We start from the raw sequence: 14,370 nt of genomic DNA on the forward strand, positions 1-14,370 counted from the left end.
GGGCGGCGGAACGCGGCCGCTGGTTGACGGCGTCGTGTCATTCCCGGTCTCCCGCTGCCACTCTATACGCTGGCGGCACGGCGACAATCCGGAGGGGTGATGCTGGACCTGCGCGCGCATTTCTCGCGCTTCCTGACGGCCGAACCCGGCCGGCTGCACTTCGCGGCCCATAGCCACCATCCCTGGCCCGACGTGACGCGCGAGGCGCAGCTTCGCGCCTGGGATGACGCGGCCCGCCTGCACGACAGCAAGTGGGAGAAGGTGCTCGGCCCTGTGGCAGGGCGCGCGGCCGCCGCGGTGGCCGCCCAGCTCCGCCTGCCGGATCCCTCCACCATCGCCTTCGCGCCCAATACCCACGAGTTCGTCCGCCGCATCCTGAGCGCCATGCCGCTCGGCCGCCCGCCGCGCGTGCTCACCACCGACGGCGAGTTCCACTCCTTCGCCCGCCAGACCGCGCGGCTGGAGGAGGAGGGGCTGATCGCCGTCACCCGCATCCCCTCCGAGCCCGGCGGCGACTGCGTGGAGCGCCTGGCCGAGGCCGCGCGGGCCGGCTTCGACCTCGTCTGGGTCAGCGAGGTTTTCTTCCACTCCGGCTACGCCCTCACCGGGCTGGAAGCTCTGGCGGAAGCCGCCGGGGAGGCCGCGATGGTCATCGACGGCTATCACGCCTTCATGGCGCGTCCCGTGGACCTCTCCCTCATGGCGGATCGCGTCTTCTACACCGCCGGCGGCTACAAATACGCCATGGCCGGGGAGGGCTGCTGCTTCCTGCACTGCCCGCCCGGCTGGCTGCCGCGCCCACGCGACACCGGCTGGTACGCCGCCTTCGGTGCCCTTTCGGCGAGCGACGGGCGCGTGGGCTACGCGGAGGACGGGCGGCGCTTCCTCGGCGCCACCTTCGACCCCTCGGGCCTCTATCGCCTCGATGCCGCGCTGCGCTGGGTAGAGGAGACCGGCCTCACCGTCGCCGCGATCCACGCCCACGCGCATGCCCTGCAGGAACGATTCGTCGCGGGGCTGGAGGGTACGGGTCTCAACCCTGCTTCGCTGGCCGTGCCGCTCTCCGAACCCCGGCGCGGCAACTTCCTCGCCTTCGACCTCGACGATGCCGGGGAATGGCAGGCCCGGCTGGAGGCCGCGCGGATCACCACCGACCGCCGTGGCCGCCGGCTGCGCTTCGGCTTCGGTCCCTACCAGACCGCCGACGAGGTGGACGAGGCGCTGGCGCGCATCCGGACGCTGGCCTGAACCCGCCTCCCGCCGTCCCGGTCGCCGCTTCACAAAGCCGACCAAGCCTGCAATTTGAGGCCTTATGACAACGCCTCATCGCGACGTCCGGCCGGTTCCTTCCCCGGTTCCTGCTGCGGATGCCCGGGCCGGGATGCAGCTCATCTCGCGCGCCTCGGCCGTGCTGCAGGCGCTGGAGGGGCAGCTGACCGGCCTCAGCCTCGGCCAGATCGCGGGCGTGACGGGCCTTCCCCGCCCGACCGTGCAGCGGCTCGTGGACGCGCTCTGCGCCGAGGGGTTCGCGCTGGTGGACCCGCAGCAGGGTGGCGTGCGGCTCGGCCCGCTCATCGCGCGGCTCGCCAGCTCGGTCCGGATCGACCTCGTGGCCCTCGCGCGGCCCTATCTCGAACGCCTGGCCTGGAAGACCCAGGAATCCGCGGCCATGACCACGCTGCAGGACGGGAAGGTCGTGGTGCTCGCGATCGTGACGCCACCGGCGCGCGCCATCCAGCTGACGGCCAGCGTCGGCTCCCACTGGCCGCTGCACAGTTCCGCCGAGGGAAAGGCGCTTCTCTCCGGGCTTCCGGAGGACGCCACCCGCGCCATGCTGCCCCCCGCGCTCGAGGCGCGCACGCCGCGGACCACCACCTCCGTCCTGGCCCTCCTCGCCGAGATCCAGGAGGCCGCGGCGCACGGCGTCGCGGTGGACGAGGAGGGGACGGCGACAGGCATCTCCGCCCTCGCGGCGCGGCTGGTGGACGGGACGGGGCGGCGATACGCCCTGTCCCTCCTCCTCCCCGCCTCGCGCTTCAACGCCCTGGCCGGCGAGTTGCGAAGCGCCCTGCTGGAGTGCCGGGCCGCCGTGCTGACCGCGGCGGGCCTCCCGCCGATGCCGTCACCCGAGCCATTTGCGGAGTGACGGCAGGGCTGGTGCCCGAAAGGGCCCTCAAGCGGCCCGGCTGACCGGCACGGCGCCCGCACGCCCCAGCACGGTACGCAGGGCATCGCCCAGCCCCCCGACCTGACCGGCATCCCGGGCGCGCCAGGCGACATGCATGTCGGGGCGCACGAGCACGCAGCCATCCTCGTCGATGCCCCGGATCGTCGCCCAGTCGCCGAACAGGTCCTCGTAGGCCTGGCCGGGGCCGATAATGAAAACCTCGATCGGCACGCCCGTCTCGCCCGCCAGCTGCTCCGCCTCGCGCTGCCAGGCGCCGCCGTTGATCCCCGTGAAGAGTGAGAAGCGCCCCTTGCCGGCCAGGTCCAGCGTGGAGACCTGCTGGCCGCCCTGCCCGAGCCAGACATGCGGCAGCCGCGCGCCGGGCCAAGTGGTCGGGTGGTAGTAGAGTTCCGCGTCCCGCTCCCAGGCCGGCTCGGGCGTGCCGTCCGGCACCACAGCCGCCGAAGCGTAGCGCTGGTTCATCTCCACGCCATGCGCGTTGAACTCGTAGTCCTTGAACGCGATTGCCTGGCGCAGCGTCTCGCGCTGCGCCGCCGCCTCGGGCGTCGCGGCCTTGCGGGCCTCCATGTTGGCGCGCATCTGGGCGAAGCCGCGGTCGTCGAGCAGGCCGAGCGCGCCGAAGATCGGGCCGAACTCCTCGATGCTCTTGTTGGCGCGCGTGACGATCTGCCGGCCGACGGGTGCGCGCTCCGCATCGTAGGTGTCGAGCAGCGAGGGATCCGCCCTCCCCTTCAGGACCAGCGCCAGCTTCCAGGCGAGGTTGTAGGCATCCTGAATGGAGGTGTTGGAGCCGAGGCCGTTGGAGGGCGGATGCCGGTGCACCGCGTCGCCCATGCAGAAGACCCGCCCCTTCGCGTAGCGCGTGGCGAACATGTTGTTCACCGTCCAGACGGAGGTGGAGGTGATCTCGATCGGCACCGTCTCGTCGCCGATCAGCTTGTGCGCCACCTCCTTCGCCAGGGCGTCGCTCACCTCCGGCGGGGGCTGGTTGATGTCGTAGCCCCAGACGATCAGCCACTCGTTCCACGGCCGGACCATGCGGACGAGCCCCATGCCGATGCCGCCGATGTTCGACCCCGGCTGCAGCACCCAGTAGAGCACGCTCGGGCGGTGCGCGACGTAGCGGGAGAGGTCCGCCTTGAAGACGATGTTCATGCTTCCGGCCACGCCCATGCGCCCTTCCATCGGCAGGCCGATATCCTCGGCCACCTTGGAGCGGCCGCCATCGGCGCCGATGAGGTACTTCGCGCGGATCTGGTACTCCTCGCCGCCCAGCCGGTCGCGCACCGTCGCCGTCACGCCCTCCGCGTCCTGGGTGAGGGAGAGGTACTCGGTATCGAACCGCGCGCGCGTGCCGCGGGCGCAGGCATTGCCGAAGAGGATCGGCTCCATCAGGTGCTGCGGCATGTCGCACATGGCCGACGGGCTTGCCTGGTCGTAATCCGCCTTTCTCTGCGGGTGCGTGCCCCAGGTACGGATGCGGCCCAGCTCCTCGCCGGCGAGGCTCGTGCAGAAGACGGTGTTGCCCATCCACTCCTGCGGCGTGGCCAGCGCCTTCACCTCCTCCTCGACTCCGAGGTCGCGCAGGATCTCCATGGTCCGCTGGTTCGTGATGTGCGCGCGGGGCGTGTCGGCCAGCCAGCGGTACTTCGTGACGAGCACGTTGGGGATGCCGTAGCTGCTCAGCATCAGCGCCGCGGAGGAACCCGCGGGCCCGCTTCCCACGATCAGCACGTCCGTCTCGATCATCAGCGCACTCCTCCCCTGATCATTCGTCGCCGCAGGCTAGCGCAGCCGGCGGGCCCGAGGCTGAAAGTTTCACAGGCGGCGCCACGGCCCGACGCCAGGGCCGCCCCCTTCCAGAGCAGAGTGCCGGAAAGGCGCGCCTAGAGGCCACGGAACCCGGTCGGCCGACCGAGATGCGCCCGCGCCGCATAGGTCGCGAAGGCCTGGTGCTGCGCCGACATGTGCGTGCGGTACATCTGCACGTCGCGGAAGTAGCGCTGCAGCCGGTTGCCACGCTTCGTCGCGAAGGCCCCCACGTTGTGGAACAGCGATTCCACCACCTCGCAGGCGAGCTTCCCGCCCTGCTGGAGCATGGTCCAGAGCCGCAGGTTGTCCTCGACCGTGAAGGGCGTGCCGTCGCGGGCCCAGCGGACGCAAAGATCCATGTAGCGCCCCGCGGCGCCCATCAGGACGGCCTCCGCCGCGTCCGCCTTGGCCAGCGCCTCGCCGAGCGGGCGCTGGAAGTCGTGGTGGTCCGCCCGCAGGACATCCGGGTCGATGTAGGTCTTCATCCTCTCCGACACGGCCTCGTACTCGTCGATGGCCGCCCAGGCTGCGCCGGTCACCACGGCGACGAGGGAGGCGTGGTAGGGGCCCATCAGGCGCCCGAGATACATCGGGTTGCCGTGCAGCCGCGTGCCCTGCGTGCCGTTCTCCAGGCCTTCCGGCCGGGCGAACAGCACGTCGAAGGGCACCACGAAATGGGCGGGCACAAGGGTGTCGCGGATCTCGACGCTGTTGGACCCGCTGGCCCGCATGCCCAGGGTCTCGTCCCCGCCCCAGTCCGGGACGATCTCGTAGCCGCCGCGCGGCACGGCCACGAGCACGGCGCGCGGCGCGGCCTCGCCCTCCCGCAGCAGCGCCGTGCCGATGAAATGGGTGGCGTGCGGGATGCCCGAGCAGTAGTTCCAGCGGCCGTTGACCCGCCAGCCCTCGGCCGTGCGCGTCACGGTGCCCATCGGCTGGGCACGGTGCGGCGCGATGAAGTTCCCGTCCGGGCCGAAGAGCTCGCGCTGCGCCCTCTCCGGCCAGTGCGAGGCCACGACGAAGCCGTGCGAGGCGCCGAGCGTGAGGCACCAGCCCACGGCGGGATCGCCGCGCGAGACCTCCATCATGACGCGGTAGAAATGCGGCAGCGGCATCTCGTAGCCGCCGAACAGCCGCGGCTGCGTGATGCGGTAGAAGCCGGCATCGCGGAAGGCGCGGTGCAGGTCCTCACCATAGGTGCCCCGCGCCTCGTTCTCCGCCTGCTGCTCGCGCAGGAGGGGGCGCAGCGCCACGGCCCGCTGCACGAGGGCCTCCGGCGTCAGGCCGGGCTCCGGCACGGGGATCGGCAACGGCCGCAACCCCGGATGGTCGGCGAGGGCGAAGGACATGGCTTGGTTCCCGGTCAGGTCTCGGCGGGCGGAGAGGGCTATTCCTCGGCCGTGTAGCCGGTGTCCCGCACGATCGGCCCCCAGCGCTCGCGCTCGCTGGCAATGCGCTCGGCCATGCCGCGCGAGCCGAGCGCGGAGGGCGTCTGCTCCATCTTCGCCAGCGCCGCGCGCAGCTCCGGGTTGGCGGAGGCGGCGGCGATGGCGCGCTCCAGCGCCTCCACGACGGGTGCCGGCGCACCGGCGGGAAGCAGGATCGTGTAGAGTTCCTCCGAGGTCAGCTCCGCATGGCCGAGCTCCGCGAAGGTGGGCACGTCCGGCAGCGAGGCGACGCGCCGCGGCGAGGTGATCGCGAGGACGCGCACATGCCCCGCGCGGTGCTGTTCCCCCATGTCGCCGATCACGCCCATGATGCCGCTCAGCCGCCCCGTGGCGAGGTCCGGCATGGCCGGGCCCGTGCCGCGATACGCGACATGCATCAGCCGCAGATCCAGCTTGCGCGACATCTGCTCGGCCAGGAAATGCGGCATCGAGCCCGCGGCAGGGCTGGCGTAGGAAACGTCGCGCTGCGTGCGCGCCCATTGCACGAAGGAGGCGAAGTCCCGCGCGGGATGGTTCGCCGCGACGATGAAGGCGAAGCCGAAGGAGGAGGTCGCGCCGCCCGGCACGAAGTCCTTCAACCCGTCGTAGCGCAGGGTGCGCGGGTAGATATGAGGGTAGATCGTCAGCATGCTCTCGGGCGTGAAGACGAGCGTGCTGCCGTCGGGCACCGCGGCCTTCGCGGCCTCCAGCGCGATGCGCGCGGCGGCGCCCGGCCGGTTCTCGACGACGACCTGCTGGGCGAAGCCGCCCCGAAGCCGTTCCGCGTAGATCCGGGCGACGATGTCGGCCGCGCCGCCGGGCGGGAAGCCGACGAGCAGGCGCACCGTTCGATCCAGTCCCTGCGCGCGCGCCGCGCGCGCAATCATCGCGGATGCCTGCAGCCCTACGAAGGCGCGCCGACCCAGTGCGAGAACCATTTCCGAATCCTCCCTGCCTGGCCAAGCCGCCCGTTCAGCCGCCAGTCAGTTCATTGTATCGTTTAGCGACGGCTATTCCCTTTGCCGTTCGCACGTCAACCATTATCGGCCGCCGCTCAGGAACCAAGGCGCGCCGCTTCCCTACTCCGCCACCTCATAACCGGAGCTGCGGACCACCGGCTCCCATCGGGCGCGCTCCGCCCGCAGCCGCTCGGCGAACTGTGCCGGCGTCGTCTCCACCGGGTACTGTTCCAGCTTCAGGAGGGAGGCGCGCATCTCCGGCGCGGCGGCCACGCGGGCGATCGCGCCGTGCAGGCCGGCGACCATCGGCTGCGGCGTGCCGGCGGGCAGGAAGATCCCGTACCACTCGTCGGCCGTGAACTGCGGGAAGCCCAGTTCGGCGAAGGTCGGCACATCGGGCAGGGTCGCCACGCGCTGCGGCATCGTCACGGCCAGCAGCCGCACCCGTCCCGAGCGGTGCTGCTCCGCCGCCGTGCCGATCACCGACATATAGGCCGCGATGCGCCCGCCATTGAGGTCGGCAAAGGCCATGGCCATCTCGCGATAGGGCACGTGCGACAACCGCAATCCCAGCGCCTGGGCCATGATGACGGAGACGAAGTGCGGCGTGGAGCCCGCGGCCGGCGTGGCGTAGTCGATCTCCGTCTGCCGCCGCGCCCACTCGATGAAGCCGTGGAAGTCCTTCGCGGGATGGTTCGCGTCCACCAGCCAGCCGAAGCCGAAGGAGGAAAGGCCCGTCACCGGCACGAAGTCGCGCTGCGGGTCGTAGCGCAGGTTCCGGTAGATGAAGGGGTAGAGCACCATCATCGTCTCGGGCGACATCAGGAAGGTGGCGCCGTCGGCCGGGGCGGTCTTGGCCAGCTCCACGCCGATGCGCGCCGCGCCGCCCGGACGGTTGTCCACGATCACCTGCGGCGCGTACTGCCCCCGCAGCCGCTCGGCATAGAGGCGCGCAACGGTATCCATCACGCCGCCCGCAGAGAAGTTCATGATCAGCCGCGCCGGCCGGTCCAGCAGCGGGCCCTGCGCCAGGGCGCCGCGCGGAACAGCGAGCCCGCCCAGGCCCGCGGCGCCGGCGCGAAGCAGCGCGCGGCGCGTGGTGGTACGCTCCATGACGTTCCTCCCCTCCCTGGCCCAGGCGGTTGCTCCGCCCTGTGGCCGCGTTACGCCGCTCTTCGCCTGATCCAGTCGCAGAGAAGGGCGGCGATCTCGTCGCTGTTCCGCTCAATCATCATCATGTGGCCGTTGCCGCGCAGCCCGTGCTCCTCCAGCCGCAGGTGCTCGGCCGGGACGCCGGCCTGGCGCAGGAAGTCCACCATCCCGTGGTCCTCCGCCGCCTTCCAGGAGGCCTCGGCCGTCACCACCGCCACGGGCACCTCGCGCAGGTTTGGGAGCTGCCTCGCCGGCTCGGCCTGCACGAAGCAGTCCTGGAGGCCCGGGCGAGGCGCGGCACGCAGTTCCCGCCCGATCTCGCCGGGCGCCGCCGCCGGCGGGTCGAACCTCATGGGCACGGCGGTCAGGCCCCAGGAGAGTTCGCCGCCCGGCGCCGCGGCGAAGGGGGGGCCCTGCGGTTCCACCGCCAGGATGGCGCGCACCTGCCCAGGCCGCGCATCCGCCGCCAGCCAGCCGAAGGATCCGCCGGCCGAGTGCGTCACCAGCACCGCCGGGCCGATCCGGTCCAGAAGCGCCGCCGCGCAGCGCTGGATGTCGGCGTGCACCCGCGCGAGGTCCGCCACCGACGGTCCCTGCCCCGCCATGAACTGGTCGAGCACGGGGTCGCCCACCGCCGTCCCGCCCGGCCACTGCGTGTGCAGCACCGCCTGCGGATAGGCGTCCGGCGTCAGCTCCGGCGCCACGAAGCGCCCGCGCATGAGGCCGTAGGTCGGCGGCGGGCCGAGCGGGCCGTGCAGCTCGGGATGATAGGGCGAGCGGCCGAGCGCGGTGCGGTCCACGACATAGACGGCGTATCCGTGCCGCAGGAAAGCGGTCGCCCAGCCCGGCCGCCCGTCCGGCGTGCCGAGGTAATCCAGCCCCTGCCCGCCACCGCCATGCACCATCACCACCGGCAGCGCGTGCCGCCGCGCGGCGGGCACCATGTACTGGACGAACATCTGCCCGGCCGCCATCAGGCCGCCGGCCCTCTCCTCGCGCTCGACTCCCACCCAGAAGAAGCCCTGATCGGCCAGGACAGGCGGGGCCTGTCGCGTCACCCCGTCCACCGCGCGCTTCCTTACAGCCCGCGCATGCCGATGGGCCGGCCGAGATGAGCACGCCCCACGAAGGTCGCGAACTCCTCCGGCTGGGCTGAGCTGTGCGTGCGGTACATCGTCACGTCCCGGAAGTAGCGCTGAAGCCGGTTGCCCTTCTTCGTGGTCATGGCGCCCGCGGAGCGCAGCAGCGATTCCACGACATCGGAGGCCATCGCGCCCGCCTGCTGCAGCACGGCGCGCAGGCGAAGGTTCTCCTCCACGCTGATCGGCGTGCCCTCCGCGGCCCAGCGCTCGCACAACTCCATGTAGCGGTCCAGCGTGCGGAGAAGGATCGCCTCCGCGGCATCGGTGCGGGAGAGGGCAAGGCCGATCACCCGCTGCGCGTCGTGGTGGTCGGCGCGCAGGGTGTTCGGATCCGTCGGCACCTTGAAGCGGCCGATGATCGCCTCGTACTCGTCGATCGCCGCCCAGGCCGCGCCGACGATCACCGAGACGAGTGAGGCGTGGTACAGGCCCATGATCCGGCCGAGATACATCGGGTTGCCGTGCAGCCGCGTGCCGGGCGTGCCCTCCGCCATTTCCTCGGGCCGGCAGAACTGGGCGTTGAAGGGCACGACGTGGTGCGTGGGAATGACCGCCCCTTCCACCACCACCGTGTTGGAGCCGGAGGAGCGCATGCCGAGGATCTCGTCACCGCCCCAGTCCTTCACGATCGTGAACTCGCCCCGCGGCACGACGACCAGCACGGATTCGGGCGGCTCGCCTCCGCGCTGCAGCATCGCCGTGCCGATGAAATGCGTCGCGTGCGGCACGCCGGAGGAGTAGTTCCAGCGCCCCTCGATCCGGTAGCCGCCCGGCACGGGCGTCGCGGTCCCGAGCGGCAGCGCGCGGTGCGGGGCGACGAAGTGGCCGGTCTCGCCAAAGAACTCGGCCTGGGCCCGCTCCGGCCAGTGGGAGGCAATGAGGAAGGCGTGCGACGCCGCGAGGGTGAGGCACCAGCCCACGCCGGGATCCCCGCGCGAGACCTCGACCATGGTGCGGAAGAAGACGGCGGGCGGGAACTCGTAGCCGCCGAACATCCGCGGCTGGGTGATGCGGTAAAAGCCCATCTGCTCGAAGGTGTCGTGCAGGTCGGGGGCATAGGTGCCAAGCTCCTCGTGCTCCGCTTGGCGGTCCCGCAGCATGGGGCGGAGCGAGACGGCGCGGCGGATGAGCTCGCCCGGCGTCAGCCCGGGTTCCGGCAGGGGCAGCGAGACCTTGGGCGCGGCCTTCGCGTGGCCGAGGGCGGTGAGGTGCATGGAACGCTTCCCTTCGCGATCACGGGGCATCCCAGGCACGTCCCCGCGTTTCTTCTTGCTTATCCGTCAGTCGGTACAGCGCATCGAACGGGAAGAGGCTAGGATAGCGGCCGCGGGGAAGTCAATTTTTCCTTGCTCTGCGCCGTCGCGGCGTTGTCCGGATGATCCTTCCGAACGGCCTTGCCGGGCACGCCGAGCGCCGCCCCGACGCTCTCGGGGCGGTGATCCAGGCTCCCGGCCCGCGGGAACCATCTCTCGACGGTCAGGCCGCTCTGGTTAAGCGGCGAAGCGGCACGCCGGAAACTGCGTCCGGGACGATTGCCCGAAGCGGAGCGGACGGGGCGGGAGGACGCCCCGCCCCACCGGCCTCAGCGCATCGCCGGCGCGTAAATCAGCCCGCCCTGGCTCCACAACCGGTTCACGCCTCGGTCGATCCCGATCGGCGTGAGGTTGCGCGCGAAGATCTCGCCGTAATTGCCGACCTGGCGCACGGCCTCATAGGCCCAGCGGTCATTCAGGCCGAGCATGGTGCCGAAATTGCCGGTCACGCCGAGCAGGCGCTGGGTGTTCGGGTCGGTGCTACGGAGCTTCTCGGCGAGGTTGGCGCTCGTCACGCCCTGCTCCTCCGCCTCGATGAGGGAGAAGAGGGTCCAGCGCACGATCTCAAGCCAGCGCTGATCGCCCTGGGCGACGACGGGGGAGTAGGGCTCCTTGCTCAGCACCTCCGGCAGCAGCACGAAGTCGTCGGGGTTGGGTGCCCGCAGCCGCGTGCCGGCCAGGGCCGCGCGGTCCCAGTTGAAGGCGTCGCAGCGGCCGTTGAACAGCGCGTCGAAGATCTGCTCCAGATTCTGGAACACGAGCGCGTTGAGGCGGATGTTGTTCGTGCGCGCGAAATCGGCCACGATCAGCTCGTTGGTCGAGCCGGTCTGGACGCAGACCGAGGCGCCGTCGAGCTGCGCGGCACGCTCCAGCCCCGGCGACTTGCGCGCGAGGAAGCCGGCGCCGTCGTAGAAGGCGATGCCGACGAATTCGAGGCCGAGTTGGATGTCGCGCTGAAAGGTCCAGGTGGTGTTGCGCGAGAGAACGTCGATCTCGCCCGACTGAAGCGCAGTGAAGCGCTGCTGCGCCGAATAGGCCTGGTAGCGCACCTTGTTCGCATCGCCGAGCACGGCGGCGGCGAGCGCGCGGCAGAAATCCACGTCGAAGCCCGACCAGCCACCCTGGCTGTTGGGCGTGGAGAAGCCGGGCGTGCCCTGCGAGACGCCGCAGCGGACGTAGTCGCGGCTCTTCACCCCGTCGAAGACCGGCGTGGCGCCGCGGGAGACGGCGGCCGGAGCCGGTGCCGGCGCTTGCGCCCTCGCGGGCGTGCCGAAGGCGAGCAGCGCGGCGCCGAGCGCGCCGAGCAGGGGGGCGAATCGCATTCTTGTCTCTTCCCTGTTCAGGTTCGCATCATCCTGACCGGCGTGCCCCCCGCCGGGAAGGCCGGTCAGGCTGCGAAACCATCCATCGGGATCGGCGGTGCCCGTCCGGCGAGCAGATCCGCCACCACCCGTGCCGAACCCATGGCCAGGGTGAAGCCGAGCGCGCCGTGGCCGATGTTGAGATGCAGGTTCGGCAGGCCCGGCACCGGACCGAGGATCGGAAGGGCGGTTGGGGTGGCCGGCCGCAGCCCGGCCCAGGGCCGCAGCGTCCTCCAGTCCGCCGCCTCCGGGAAAGCCTCCCGCGCCTGGCGCACGAGAAGGTCGAGGCGCGCGAGGTCGAAGCGCGTGTCGTAGCCGACGAGGTCCGCCATCCCCGCCACGCGCAGGTCGCGGCCGAGGCGGGCATAGACGACCTTGCGCGCGAAGTCCGTGACGCTGATGCGCGGCGCCGCCTCGTCGGAGGCGATAGGAAGGGTGAGGCTGTACCCCTTCAGCGGGTAGAGCGGCGGGCGGATGCCGAGCGGCGCGAGCAGCCGCGTGCTGCCAGCTCCCATCGCCAGCACGACCGCGTCCGCCTCCTCCACGCCCGCATCCGTCAGCACGCCGACGACGCGGCCGCCGACCGCGAGGATCTGCCGCACCTCCGTGCCGAAGGCGAAGGTGACGCCGAGATTGCCGCCGCGCATCGCCCGCTCCAGCCCCGCGCAGAAGAGGCGGCACTCGGCCGCGTCCTCCCCGCGCGTCAGGATGCCGCCGCAGAGGCGATGCGCGATGCCCGCGAGCGAGGGTTCCGTCATCAGGCATCCCTCGCGCGAAAGCGGCTCCTGCTCACTGCCCAGGCGGCGCTGGTAATCGACGAGGCGGCGCGCGGCCTCGAAGCCGAGCGTGTCGGAATAGACCACCAGCTTGCCGGCATGGCGAAAGGAGCACTCGATCGCCTCGTCGCCGATCACCGCGCGGGTCAGGTCGCGCGAGAGGAAGGAGAGAAGAAGCAGGCGCCGGGTGGTGCGATCGGCCGTTCCCGCGTTGCAGGCCGCGAGGAAGCGCGCGCCCCAGGCCCATTGCGCGGGGTCGAGGCGCGGGCGGAAGCGCACGGGGCTGTCCCGGTCCAGCAGCCAGCCCGGCAGCTTGCCGATAACCCCCGGCCCCGCGAGGGGCGCGACATAGGAATAGGAGAGCTGGCCGCCATTCGCGTGGCTGCTCTCCAGCGCGACGCCCCCGCGGCGCTCCAGCACCGTGACGGCGTGGCCGTCCCGCGCCAGGAGGTAGGCGGCGGCAAGGCCCGTGACGCCGGCACCGAGGACGAGGACCTTCATGCGGGCATCATCGCCCGCCCTTGGGTCGCGCGGCTAGAGGCGGCCGCGCACCGTCCACAACTCAGGGAAGAAACGGCGCTCCAACGCTCGCCGGAGATAGGCAACGCCCGCCGAGCCGCCCGTGCCCGTCCTCATGCCGATGACGCGCTCCACCGTGGTGACATGGCGGAAGCGCCACTGCTGGAAGGCGTCCTCAAGGTCCACCAGCTCCTCGGCCAGCTCGTAGAGGTCGAAATACTCGTTGCTGTTGCGGTAGATGACCGCCCAGGCCTCCACCACCCCCTCGTTCTCGACATGGCGCTCGGAGGGATTGGCGTTCAGCACGGAGTCGGGCACCGGGATGCCGCGGCGGGCCACCAGGCGCAGCGCCTCCTGGTACAGGGATGGCGCGTCGAAGGCGGCGCGCAGCCGCGCGGTCAGCGCCTCGTCATGCGCGTGGGGCTTGAGCATGAACTCGTCCCGCGCGCCGAGCAGGATCTCCATCAGCCGGTACTGCCAGGACTGGAAGCCCGAGGACTGGCCGAGCACGTCGCGGAAGGCGAGATAGTCGGCCGGCGTCATGGTCGAGAGCACGTCCCAGGCCTCCACCAGCTGGCGCTGGATGCGGGAGACACGGGCCAGGCCCTTGAAGGCCGGGCGCAGGTCTCCCTCCCGCACGCAGGCCGTCGCCACCTCCAGCTCCCGGATGATGAGCTTCATCCAGAGTTCCTGGACGTGGTGGATGACGATAAAGAGCAGCTCGTCGTGGTGATCGGACAACGGCTTCTGAGCGGAAAGAAGCGTGTCGAGGTCGAGATAGGCGCCGTAGGACATGCGGCGGGAGAAGTCGGTGGCCAGCCCCGCCCCCTCCTCCCGCGCGTGCTCGGGGCCCTTGCCCGCCGCGTCAGCCACGGCGACGGGCCTCCGCCACCAGGCGTTGCAGCTCGGGCAGCTCCACCGCGCCGGGCACCAGCGTGTCGCCGATGATGAGGGCCGGCGTGCCCTCCAACTGCAGGCGCTGGGCGAGCGCGATATTCGCCTCCAGCCGGGCCTGGATGGCGGGATCCTCCATGTCGCGGCGCAGGCGCGGCCAGTCGAGGCCGGCGCGCTGGGCCTCGGCCTGGATCACCGACTCGGTGGGCTCGGTGCGGAGCTTCAGCAGGGCGTCGTAGAGCGGCTCGTACTTGCCCTGGCGCTGGGCGGCCAGCAGCGCGCGGCTGGCGAGGACGCTGTTCGGCCCGAGGATCGGCAGGTCCTTCATCACCACCCGCACGTTGCCGTCCCGCTGAAGCAGCGCCTGCATGTTCGGGTAGAGCGCCTTGCAGTAGGTGCAGCGCGCGTCGAAGAACTCGACGATGGTGACGTCGCCCCGCGGGTTGCCCTTGATGGGATCGCGCGCGTCGTTGAACAGCGCGTCGCGGCTGGCGGCCAGCGCCGCGCGGCGTGCCCCCTCCTGCTCGGCCCGCTGGGCCTCCTGCATCGCGCCGATGGCGTCGCGCAGGATGGAGGGGTCGGTCCGCAGCGCCTCGCGCAGGATGCCCACGATCTCCTCCCGCTGGCGGGGCGTGAAGCCGGGCGCCGCTTCCTGCGCCCCTGCGGGCCCAGGGCCCCAGGGCGTGCAGAGGGCCAGGAATGCCCCGATCATCAGGATGCGCTTCATCGATACCCGTCCTCTCGCCGGCGGTGGCGGCCGGCCGTCCCTGGGCCCGAGCCTATCACGGCACGTCGCCGGCCACAGCCGCCGGCCGCGCGCACCCCCG

Annotated in this window: 12 protein-coding genes; 2 read left to right on the forward strand and 10 right to left on the reverse strand. The window is 71.5% G+C overall.

Features of this window, described 5'->3' with window-relative positions:
- Positions 1-99: 99 nt before the first annotated feature.
- Both D9599_RS11195 and D9599_RS11200 read left to right on the forward strand, forming a co-directional pair.
- Positions 100-1,248 (forward strand): aminotransferase class V-fold PLP-dependent enzyme, encoded by a 1,149-nt coding sequence (locus D9599_RS11195; protein WP_198381319.1) that lies wholly within the window; start codon positions 100-102, stop codon positions 1,246-1,248.
- Positions 1,249-1,381: 133 nt separating this feature from the next.
- The gene (locus D9599_RS11200; RefSeq protein ID WP_198381320.1) at positions 1,382-2,146 is read left to right on the forward strand and encodes an IclR family transcriptional regulator; all 765 of its coding nucleotides are present in this window, start codon (positions 1,382-1,384) and stop codon (positions 2,144-2,146) included.
- A 27-nt stretch (positions 2,147-2,173) separates the two neighbouring features.
- On the opposite strand, the gene D9599_RS11205 is transcribed toward D9599_RS11200, so the two are convergent.
- From D9599_RS11205 to D9599_RS11250, 10 genes are all read right to left on the reverse strand, one after another.
- Complete coding sequence (locus D9599_RS11205; RefSeq protein WP_198381321.1) at positions 2,174-3,937, reverse strand: FAD-dependent monooxygenase; 1,764 nt, start codon at positions 3,935-3,937, stop codon at positions 2,174-2,176.
- A gap of 137 nt (positions 3,938-4,074) precedes the next feature.
- Positions 4,075-5,349 carry an acyl-CoA dehydrogenase family protein gene (locus D9599_RS11210; RefSeq protein ID WP_198381322.1) on the reverse strand — a complete coding sequence of 425 codons (1,275 nt, stop codon included), beginning with the start codon at positions 5,347-5,349 and terminating at the stop codon, positions 4,075-4,077.
- Between the two features lie 38 nt (positions 5,350-5,387).
- Complete coding sequence (locus D9599_RS11215) at positions 5,388-6,365, reverse strand: tripartite tricarboxylate transporter substrate-binding protein (protein WP_198381323.1); 978 nt, start codon at positions 6,363-6,365, stop codon at positions 5,388-5,390.
- A gap of 141 nt (positions 6,366-6,506) precedes the next feature.
- On the reverse strand, positions 6,507-7,499 hold the full coding sequence (locus D9599_RS11220) for a tripartite tricarboxylate transporter substrate-binding protein (protein ID WP_198381324.1): 993 nt from the start codon (positions 7,497-7,499) through the stop codon (positions 6,507-6,509).
- Positions 7,500-7,549: 50 nt separating this feature from the next.
- Positions 7,550-8,605 carry an alpha/beta hydrolase gene (locus D9599_RS11225; RefSeq protein ID WP_198381325.1) on the reverse strand — a complete coding sequence of 352 codons (1,056 nt, stop codon included), beginning with the start codon at positions 8,603-8,605 and terminating at the stop codon, positions 7,550-7,552.
- An 11-nt stretch (positions 8,606-8,616) separates the two neighbouring features.
- Positions 8,617-9,894: a hypothetical protein gene (locus tag D9599_RS11230; protein ID WP_198381326.1), complete on the reverse strand. Its 1,278-nt coding sequence runs from the start codon at positions 9,892-9,894 to the stop codon at positions 8,617-8,619.
- A 368-nt stretch (positions 9,895-10,262) separates the two neighbouring features.
- The gene (locus tag D9599_RS11235) at positions 10,263-11,315 is read right to left on the reverse strand and encodes an amino acid ABC transporter substrate-binding protein (RefSeq protein WP_198381327.1); all 1,053 of its coding nucleotides are present in this window, start codon (positions 11,313-11,315) and stop codon (positions 10,263-10,265) included.
- A gap of 65 nt (positions 11,316-11,380) precedes the next feature.
- Positions 11,381-12,631 (reverse strand): D-amino acid dehydrogenase, encoded by a 1,251-nt coding sequence (locus D9599_RS11240; protein ID WP_198381328.1) that lies wholly within the window; start codon positions 12,629-12,631, stop codon positions 11,381-11,383.
- 33 nt (positions 12,632-12,664) lie between these two features.
- Positions 12,665-13,522, reverse strand: coding sequence for a tryptophan 2,3-dioxygenase (gene kynA / locus D9599_RS11245; RefSeq protein WP_309228606.1), 858 nt, complete (start codon positions 13,520-13,522; stop codon positions 12,665-12,667).
- A complete protein-coding gene (locus D9599_RS11250) occupies positions 13,515-14,270 on the reverse strand; it encodes a DsbA family protein (protein ID WP_198381329.1) in 756 nt (251 codons plus the stop codon). Before D9599_RS11250 ends, kynA begins: the two co-directional genes overlap by 8 nt.
- Between the last annotated feature and the right edge of the window lie 100 nt (positions 14,271-14,370).

Source organism: Roseomonas sp. KE2513, from assembly GCF_016107305.1.
Taxonomy (GTDB): domain Bacteria; phylum Pseudomonadota; class Alphaproteobacteria; order Acetobacterales; family Acetobacteraceae; genus Roseomonas.

Excerpts from the sequence above, each read along its gene's own strand:
- D9599_RS11195 (WP_198381319.1), top strand. The coding sequence starts at position 100 with ATGCTGGACCTGCGCGCGCATTTCTCGCGCTTCCTGACGGCCGAACCC.
- D9599_RS11200 (WP_198381320.1), top strand. The coding sequence starts at position 1,382 with ATGCAGCTCATCTCGCGCGCCTCGGCCGTGCTGCAGGCGCTGGAGGGG.
- D9599_RS11205 (WP_198381321.1), bottom strand. The coding sequence starts at position 3,937 with ATGATCGAGACGGACGTGCTGATCGTGGGAAGCGGGCCCGCGGGTTCC.
- D9599_RS11210 (WP_198381322.1), bottom strand. The coding sequence starts at position 5,349 with ATGTCCTTCGCCCTCGCCGACCATCCGGGGTTGCGGCCGTTGCCGATC.
- D9599_RS11215 (WP_198381323.1), bottom strand. The coding sequence starts at position 6,365 with ATGGTTCTCGCACTGGGTCGGCGCGCCTTCGTAGGGCTGCAGGCATCC.
- D9599_RS11220 (WP_198381324.1), bottom strand. The coding sequence starts at position 7,499 with ATGGAGCGTACCACCACGCGCCGCGCGCTGCTTCGCGCCGGCGCCGCG.
- D9599_RS11230 (WP_198381326.1), bottom strand. The coding sequence starts at position 9,894 with ATGCACCTCACCGCCCTCGGCCACGCGAAGGCCGCGCCCAAGGTCTCG.
- D9599_RS11235 (WP_198381327.1), bottom strand. The coding sequence starts at position 11,315 with ATGCGATTCGCCCCCCTGCTCGGCGCGCTCGGCGCCGCGCTGCTCGCC.
- D9599_RS11240 (WP_198381328.1), bottom strand. The coding sequence starts at position 12,631 with ATGAAGGTCCTCGTCCTCGGTGCCGGCGTCACGGGCCTTGCCGCCGCC.
- D9599_RS11250 (WP_198381329.1), bottom strand. The coding sequence starts at position 14,270 with ATGAAGCGCATCCTGATGATCGGGGCATTCCTGGCCCTCTGCACGCCC.